An 8183-nucleotide genomic window follows, 5' to 3' on the forward strand; every position below is an offset into this window, starting at 1 on the left:
GTACGACATCGGGCAGCTCCAGGTGGGCGAGCCGGACGGGTGATGGTAACCACGCCCCGTGCGCCGTCGCTGCCCCGGACGGCCGGCCGTCAGGTGCCGGAACATGTGACCCGTACGGCAGAGCGCGGTGGCCGGCGTCCGGATCGGACGGTCGCGGCCACCGCGCTCTGCGGGGGGAGCGGCGGGATCAGGCGGGCAGGCTGGCTGCTCCGCGGGGGAGGAAACGCCGGCCGGTGACCCGCTCCGACGTTCCGGTCCGGTCGAGGTACGGCGTGACGCCACCCAGGTGGAACGGCCAGCCGGCACCGAGGATCATGCAGAGGTCGATGTCCTGCGCCTCGGCCACCACACCCTCGTCGAGCATCAGCCGGATCTCCTGGGCCAGCGCGTCCAGCGCGTCCTGCCGGACCTGCGCGGCGTCCAGCGGCGCGTCGCCGACCACCAGCAGCTTCGCCACCTCCGGGTTCACCTCGTCGTCGACGACGATCGGTTGGCCCGAGTCGGCGATCCGCTTCAGGTTCTCGCTGACCCCGAACCGGTCCGGGAACGCGGCGTGCAGCGTCCCGCCCACGTGGTACGCGACCGCCGGGCCGACCAACTGGAGCAGGGCGAGCGGGCGCATCGGCAGGCCGAGCGGGTCCAGCGCGCCGTTCGCGACGTCCAGCGGGGTGCCCGCGTCCACCGCGGCGAAGACGGCGCCGAGGAAGCGGGTGAGCAGCCGGTTGACGACGAACGCCGGGGCGTCCTTCACCAGCACCGACGACTTCTTCAACTGCTTGCCCACCGCGAACGCGGTGGCCAGCGTCGCATCGTCGGTGCGCCCGCCCCGCACGATCTCCAGCAGCGGCAGCACCGCGACCGGGTTGAAGAAGTGGAACCCGACCACCCGCTCCGGGTGCTCCAGCTCCTCGGCCATCGCGGTCACCGAGAGGCTGGAGGTGTTGGTGGCGAGCACCGCCTCGGGCTTGACGATCTTCTCCAGCTCGGCCCAGACCTGCTTCTTGACGGCCAGGTCCTCGAAGACCGCCTCGATGACGAAGTCGGCGTCGGCGAAGACGCTCTTGTCGACCGAGCCGCTGACCAGGCCGTACAGCTTGGCGGCGGTGCCCTTGTCCATCCGACCCTTGGTGACTTGCTGCTCGATCTGCGTGTGGACGTACCCGACGCCCTTGTCGACCCGCGCCTGGTCGAGGTCGGTCATCACCACCGGCACCTGGAGGCGGCGGGCGAAGAGCAGCGCGAGCTGGCTCGCCATCAGACCGGCGCCGACGATGCCCACCTTGGTGACCGGGCGGGCCAGGCTCTTGTCCGGCGCTCCCGCGGGGCGCTTGGCCCGCCGCTGCACCAGGTCGAACGCGTAGAGGCCGCTGCGCAGCTCCTCGGAGAAGATGAGGTCGGCCAGCGCCTCGTCCTCGGCGGCGGTGCCGGTGGCGAAGTCCGCGTCCTTCGCCGTGTCGAGCAGGTCCAGCGCCTTGTACGCGGCGGGGACCGCGTTGTGCAGCCGCTGGTCGAGGGTCTGTCGGGCGAAGTAGAGCACGCCGGCCCACATGTCCCGGTCCACCTCGGGCCGGGTGACGGTGATCTGCCCGCGTACCACGCCGGCGGCCCACTCCAGCGAGCGCTCCAGGAAGTCGGCCGGCTCCAGCAGGACGTCCGCGATGCCCATCTCCGCGGCCTGCTTCGGCTTGAGCATCCGGTTCTGCATGAGCGGGTTCTGGATGATCACCTGGGTCGCCGCCGGGATGCCGATCAGGTTCGGCAGCAGTTGGGTGCCGCCCCAGCCGGGTACCAGGCCGAGCGAGACCTCGGGCATCGCGAGCGCCGCCGCGCCGCCGGAGAGCGTCCGGTAGTGGCAGTGCAGCGCCAGCTCGAGGCCGCCGCCCATCGCCGCGCCGTTGACGAACGCGAAGGTGGGCACGCTGCTGTCCTTGAGCCGGGCGAAGACCCGGTGGCCGAGCCGGCCGATCTCGAGCGCCTGCTCCCGGTCGGCGAGCAGCGGCAGGCCGGTGATGTCCGCGCCGACGCTGAAGACGTACGGCTTGCCGGTGACCGCGATGAACGCCGGGTCGGCGGCGAGGGCCGCGGTGATCGCCTCGTCCAGGCTGGTCAGCCCGCCCGGGCCGAAGGTGTTCGGCTTCGTGTGGTCGAAGCCGTTGTCGAGGGTGATCAGGGCCGCCGGGCGGTCCAGCCCCGGTACGTGCACCTCCCGCAGCAGCGCCCGGGTGACGACCTCGTTCGGTGCGGCGAGCGCGCTCACTTGTTGCCCTCCCCCTGAGCCGGCTTGCCGGACTCCGTCCAGTGCGGGTTCTCCCAGATCACGGTGCCGCCCATGCCGATGCCCACGCACATGGCGGTGACGCCGTAGCGCACCTCGGGGTGCTCGGCGAACTGCCGGGCGAGCTGGGTCATCAGCCGGACGCCCGAGGAGGCGAGCGGGTGGCCGATGGCGATCGCCCCGCCCCACTGGTTGACCCGGGGGTCGTCGTCGGCGATGCCGAAGTGGTCGAGGAACGCGAGCACCTGCACCGCGAACGCCTCGTTCAGCTCGAAGAGGCCGATGTCGTCGATGGTCAGGCCGGCGATGCGCAGCGCCTTCTCGGTGGACGGGATCGGGCCGTACCCCATCACCTCGGGCTCCACGCCGACGAAGCCGTACGACACGAGCCGCATGGCGACCGGCAGGCCGAGCTCGCGCGCCGTCTCCTCGGCGGCGATCAGGCTCGCGGTCGCCCCGTCGTTCAACCCGGCCGCGTTGCCGGCGGTCACCTTGCCGTGTGGGCGGAACGGGGTCTTGAGCGTGGCGAGCTTCTCCATCGACGTCTCCCGGGGAGCCTCGTCGACGGTCGCCAGGCCCCAGCCGGTCTCCGGGTCGCGCACCGCGACGGTCACCAGGTCGCCCTGGAGCTTGCCGTTGGCGTACGCCTTGGCGGTCTTCTGCTGCGAGGCGAGCGCGAAGGCGTCGACGCGCTCCTTGCCGATCTGCGGCAGCCGGTCGTGCAGGTTCTCCGCGGTGGCGCCCATGACCAGCGCGGACGGGTCGACCAGCTTCTCCGCGAGGATCCGGGGATTCGGGTCGACGCCCTCGCCCATCGGGTGGCGGCCCATGTGCTCGACCCCGCCGGCGATGGCGACGTCGTACGCGCCCATGGCGATGCCGCCGGCCACAGTGGTCACCGCGGTCATCGCGCCGGCGCACATCCGGTCGATGGCGAGGCCGGGGACCGCCTTGGGTAGACCGGCCAGCAGGGCGGCGGTCCGGCCGATGGTGAGGCCCTGGTCGCCGATCTGGGTGGTCGCGGCGATCGCGACCTCCTCGACCCGCTCCGGAGGCAGCTGCGGGTTGCGGCGCAGGAGTTCTCGGATGCAGCGGATCACCAGGTCGTCGGCGCGGGTGTTGGCGTACATGCCACCCGCCTTGCCGAACGGGGTGCGGACGCCGTCGACGAAGACGACATCCCGAACTTCACGGGGCACTTGAGCCTCCTTTTCGACCGTGATTCGGCCTCGGCGCCCACAGGCGGCGCGGACCGAACGAAGGTCGCCGGCACGGGCGTGGTTCCTCGGATGCTACTTGTCAGTAACCAAGCCGGACACCACGCCCGGTGTGGCGCACCCCACACCGCGACGACGACCCGTTGATCATGCGGTTGGCGGGGAGGACGGAGCGGACTCCCCACCAACCTCATGATCGACGCAGTGGTGCGTTCACCCGGCCTCGGTGGGTACGGGGCCGGGGCCCGTGAGCGCGGTGGTCAGGTCGGCGACGAGCAGGCCGATCTGCCACTCGCGCGCGCCGAAGCCGCGCAGCGTCTCGGCCACCGTCGTCTCGGTGACCTCCTCGGGGGGGACCCAGGCCAGCCGGCGTACGGAATCCGGGGCGATCAGGTTCTCGGCGGGCAGCCGGTGCTCCCCGGAGATCCGCAGCACCACCTCCCGGCACCGGGCCAGCCGTGCCGCAGCCACCGGGTCCCGCTCCGCCCACCGATGCGGCGGTGGCGGGCCCTCGACCACCGGGGCGACCGGAAGGGCGTCGTCGGGCAGGTTCCGCGCGTCGTCGAGCGCGGCCAGCCAGGTACGGGCCAGCCGGCGTACCGAGCGGCCACCGAAGCCGGGCAGCGTGAGCAGGGTCCGCTCGTCCTTCGGGTCCAGCTCCGCCGCCGCGATGATCGCCGAGTCGGGCAGTACCCGCCCCGGCGCGGCGTCCCGGCGTGCCGCGATCTGGTCTCGCGCGTACCACATCGAACGGACCCGGGCCTGGGCCCGCGCCCCGCGTACCCGGTGGATGCCGGAGGTGCGCCGCCAGGGCTCGGCGCGGACCCGCGGCGGCCGGGCGCCGGTGCGGACCAGCGCGGCGAACTCCTCGGCCGCCCACTCCGACTTGCCCTGCCGGGCCAGCTCCTCGTCGAGCGCGTCCCGCAGGTCGACGAGGAGCTCCACGTCGAGCGCCGCGTAGGTCAACCAGGACTCGGGCAGCGGCCGGTTGGACCAGTCGGCGGCCGAGTGGTGCTTCTCCAGGGTGAACCCCAGCAGCTGCTCGGTCAGCGCGGCCAGCCCGACCCGTTCGAATCCCGCCAGCCGAGCGGCCAGTTCCGTGTCGAACAACCGGCGCGGGCGCAGCCCCACCTCGGCGAGGCAGGGCAGATCCTGGCTCGCCGCGTGGAGCACCCACTCCGCCTCGCCGATCACCTCGTCGAGCGGGGTCAGGTCGGACAGCGGCAGCGGGTCGATCAGCGCGGTGCCGGCGCCGGCGCGGCGCAGCTGCACGAGGTACGCCCGCTGGCTGTAGCGGTAGCCCGAGGCGCGCTCGGCGTCCAGCGCGACCGGGCCGCTGCCCGCGGCGAAACGGGCGACGACCTCGGCGAGCTCCGCCGCGGTGGCCACCGGTTGCGGGGTTCCCTCGCGGGGAGACGTCAGCAGCTCGGGCCCGTCAGCGCTCGGGTCGGTGCCCGCGTCCGCCGGCTCCGGCTGAGCTGACAGCGGGTCGTGCGGTGCGTCGTCCGAACGGCTCTCGGCGGCCCGACGGCGCAGGGGTGGTTCGTCGGTCACCTGACAACCCTAGTGCGCGCCGGGAACCTGCGGGTGCAGCCGGTCGGCGTGTGCGCCCGTCGGATGGCCCGGACCGCGATCCGAGTACGGACAACGGGGGAGACAAACCCCGACCGCGCCGGTACGGTCCATCGAGCCGCCGCGCCTGTCGATTGATCTTGGTGCGGGTGGCGGCACCAGCGTCAACGGGGAGGGCATGGGGATCATGACGGAGGGCTACGGTCCGGGCGGGCACGGTCCGGCGCAGGATCCGGCGGCGGGGCACGACTCCGACGAGACGACCGGGGCCCCGACGGCGAATCGCCCCGGACCGTTGCCGCCGAGAATCGCGCCGACGCTCGGCGCCGCGCCCGGCTGGCCCGGCGCGCCGGTGCCACCACACCCCGGCGTGCCGGCGCCGGCTCAGCCCGGCGTTGCGTTCCCGCAGGGTGGGCCGGCACCGGGCGCCAATCCGTTCCCGCCGGGCGTGCCGGCGCAGGCCGCCGGCCCGTTCCCGCCGGGTGCGCCCGTTCCGGCGCAGCCCGGCTCCCCGGCGTCCGCCGTGCCGGCGTCCGCTAATCCCGCCGGAGCGGCGCCCTACGGGCCGGCCGGGGCGCCGGCGTCCGGGCCCGGCGGGCCGCTCGCCCCGGCCGGGCCGCTGCCCCCCGCCGGGCCGGTGTGGCCGGGCGGCGTCGGGGCGTACCCGAGCCAGCCGGTGTTGCCCCCGACCGGGCCGCGCCGAAGGCGCTGGCCCGCCGTGGTCGCGGCGCTGGTCGTCCTGGCGCTGGCCGGGTTGACCGGCTTCCAGGCGTACCAGATCGACCGGCTCACCGACCGGCTCGCGACCACCGACCGGCAGGTGTCCGAGGCACAGGGCGACGACCGCGCCCGACTCGACGGCCTGGAGAAGCGGGCGGAGGCGCTGGAGAAGCAGGCCGGGGCCACGTTCAACCCGGAGGCGGTGGCCGGCGCGGTGCTGCCCAGCGTGTTCCGGGTCCGTGCCGGGCAGTTCACCGGTACGGCCTTCGCCATCGGCGAGCCCGCCGCCGGCGGCGGAACGAACCTCTTCACCAACTTCCACGTGGTCGAGGCGGTCTGGGAGGCCGGCGACCGCGAGGTCTTCCTGGAGCGCACCGACCAGCGGTTCCCGGCCACCATCGTGAAGGTCGACAAGACCAACGACGTCGCCCACCTGCGCACCACCGGGAAGTTCACCGGCCTGACCGCGGCGTCGGAGGCCGTGAAGTCCGGTCAGCAGATCGTCGTGGTCGGCGCGCCGCTCGGGCTGGAGGACAGCGTCACCACCGGCGTGGTGAGCGCGTTCCGCGACGCCCGGGACGGCTCGGGGCCGGTCATCCAATTCGACGCGCCGATCAACCCCGGCAACTCCGGCGGCCCGGTCGTCAACGGCAGCAAGCAGGTCGTCGGGATCGCCACCGCCAAGGCTCGTGACGCCGAGGGGATCGGTCTCGCCGTGCCGATCGAGATCGCCTGCGACGGCTTCAAGATCTGCTGACCGCCGCAGCCTCTTCGCTCACCACAGGCGAGGCCGGGCCGAGCCCTGTCCAGCTCCGGACAGCTCGGCCGCCCGCCCCTGACACCGGCCGGGTCGCGTTGACCGGCCGTCGTACCACTGAAGGTCCGGTGGCTACCGCCGCACCGGACCGGCTCACCTGGAGGAAGAGATGACGCAACCACCGACCGGGCCGCAGGGCTACCCCCCGCCGGACCCGGCGCAGCCCCCGGCCGTGCCCGGTCAGCCGCCGTACGACGGCGCCACCACCGAGTTCCCGCAGCAGCCGACGCCGTACGGCGTCGCGCAGCCCACCCAGCCCATGCCGCCCGTCCAGCCCGGTGCGCCGACCCAGCCCTTCCCGGCGCAGCCCTTCTCCGCGCCGCCGGCCCCGGCCGGCGTGCCGCCGTACGCGGGTCAGGTCTCCGCGCCGCCGACCTCCGGTCCCGGGCCCGACCAGCCGATGTCGGTGCCGCCGGTCTCCGGCCCCTACTACGGCGCCCCGATGTCCGCGCCGCCCGGTTTCGCGCCCCCGTACGGGCAGCCCGCCCCGAGCGCCGGCAAGGGGCGCACCGTGCTGGTCCTGGCGCTGGTGGCCGGCCTCTTCTTCGTCCTCGGCGGCGTGATGACCGGCCTCTACGTCACCAAGAACAGCGAGCTGGACCGGACCGAGCGCCGCCTCTCCGCCCAGGTCAGCGAGCGCGACGGCACCATCGCCGCGAACGCCCAGGAGATCCAGAAGCTGAAGACCGACCTGCAGGGCGTGCAGGACAAGCTGGCCGACACCGAGCAGGACCTCACCGGCACCCGCAACGACCGCGACGAGCAGGCCCGGCAGAAGAAGGTCATCGCCACCTGCCTGGACAAGCTGACCACCGCGCTCGCCGCGTCGGCGGCCGGCGACAAGAGCGCCTACGACAAGGCCATGAGTGGCCTCGACAAGGTCTGCGACGAGGCCGAGAACTACCTCTGACGCCGCCCGTGGGGGTCAGGCCGCGCCGGCGGGGCGACGCTCCGGCAGCGCGGTCACCCCGGGCGGGGGCAGCCCGGCCGTCGAGGCCAGCAACGCGCACCAGGCCAGCAGGTGCGGGGCGAGATCGTCGTCGACCGGCGTCCACGAGGCGCGGATCTCGATGTCGCCGACGGCGGGCGGCCCGGCCAGCTCGCCGAACCGGGTGGACATGGTCTGGGTGATCGTCCCGCCGATCGCGCGGTGAGCGGCGTCCTGGGCGTCGAGCGCGTCGGTGAGCCACGTCCAGCCGACCCCCGGCAGCAGCGGGTCGGCGGCCAGGTCGACCTCCAGCTCGGCGGTCACGTACGTGACCAGGCGCAGGGTGCCCTGCCACGCCTCGTGCCCGGCCGGATCGTGCAGCAGGATCAGGCGGCCGGTGGCCACCTCGTCCTCGTTGCGCAGGACGCTCGCGGAGAGGGCGAAGGCGTACGGCGCGAGCCGCTGCGGCGCGCCGACCTCCTCCAGCACGATCTCCGGGCGGGGGGCCGTGGACCGCAGCCCGGCGACCGCGCGGGCGAAGGTCTCCGGGAGCGCGATCGGGGGGGCCATGTCGGCAGCCTATGCCGCCACGCCTCCGCCCGCCGCGACGGCACGCCGACAGGAGGGCCGCGCGCCTGTCTCTTATACAAATCT

The 8183-nt window shown here is 73.9% G+C and carries 6 protein-coding genes; 2 read left to right on the plus strand and 4 right to left on the minus strand.

Features of this window, described 5'->3' with window-relative positions:
- Positions 1–187: 187 nt before the first annotated feature.
- The 3 genes from E1211_RS28165 to E1211_RS28175 all read right to left on the minus strand — a co-directional run bounded on the left by E1211_RS28165 (position 188) and on the right by E1211_RS28175 (position 5046).
- Complete coding sequence (locus E1211_RS28165) at positions 188–2257, minus strand: 3-hydroxyacyl-CoA dehydrogenase NAD-binding domain-containing protein (protein WP_132352602.1); 2070 nt, start codon at positions 2255–2257, stop codon at positions 188–190.
- Positions 2254–3474, minus strand: coding sequence for a thiolase family protein (locus E1211_RS28170; RefSeq protein WP_132352604.1), 1221 nt, complete (start codon positions 3472–3474; stop codon positions 2254–2256). Before E1211_RS28170 ends, E1211_RS28165 begins: the two co-directional genes overlap by 4 nt.
- Before the next feature lie 231 nt (positions 3475–3705).
- Positions 3706–5046 carry a ribonuclease D gene (locus E1211_RS28175; RefSeq protein WP_132352606.1) on the minus strand — a complete coding sequence of 447 codons (1341 nt, stop codon included), beginning with the start codon at positions 5044–5046 and terminating at the stop codon, positions 3706–3708.
- A gap of 205 nt (positions 5047–5251) precedes the next feature.
- On the opposite strand from E1211_RS28175, the gene E1211_RS28180 reads away from it, so the two are divergent.
- Together E1211_RS28180 and E1211_RS28185 are read left to right on the plus strand one after the other, a co-directional pair.
- Positions 5252–6541 (plus strand): S1C family serine protease, encoded by a 1290-nt coding sequence (locus E1211_RS28180; RefSeq protein ID WP_132352612.1) that lies wholly within the window; start codon positions 5252–5254, stop codon positions 6539–6541.
- A gap of 169 nt (positions 6542–6710) precedes the next feature.
- Positions 6711–7511, plus strand: a complete 801-nt coding sequence (locus E1211_RS28185) for a hypothetical protein (RefSeq protein WP_132352608.1) — start codon at positions 6711–6713, stop codon at positions 7509–7511.
- A 15-nt stretch (positions 7512–7526) separates the two neighbouring features.
- On the opposite strand, the gene E1211_RS28190 is transcribed toward E1211_RS28185, so the two are convergent.
- Positions 7527–8099 (minus strand): DUF3000 domain-containing protein, encoded by a 573-nt coding sequence (locus tag E1211_RS28190; protein ID WP_132352610.1) that lies wholly within the window; start codon positions 8097–8099, stop codon positions 7527–7529.
- Positions 8100–8183 lie beyond the last annotated feature (84 nt).

This window comes from Micromonospora sp. 15K316, assembly GCF_004348525.1.
In the GTDB taxonomy this organism is placed as follows: Bacteria; Actinomycetota; Actinomycetes; order Mycobacteriales; family Micromonosporaceae; genus Micromonospora.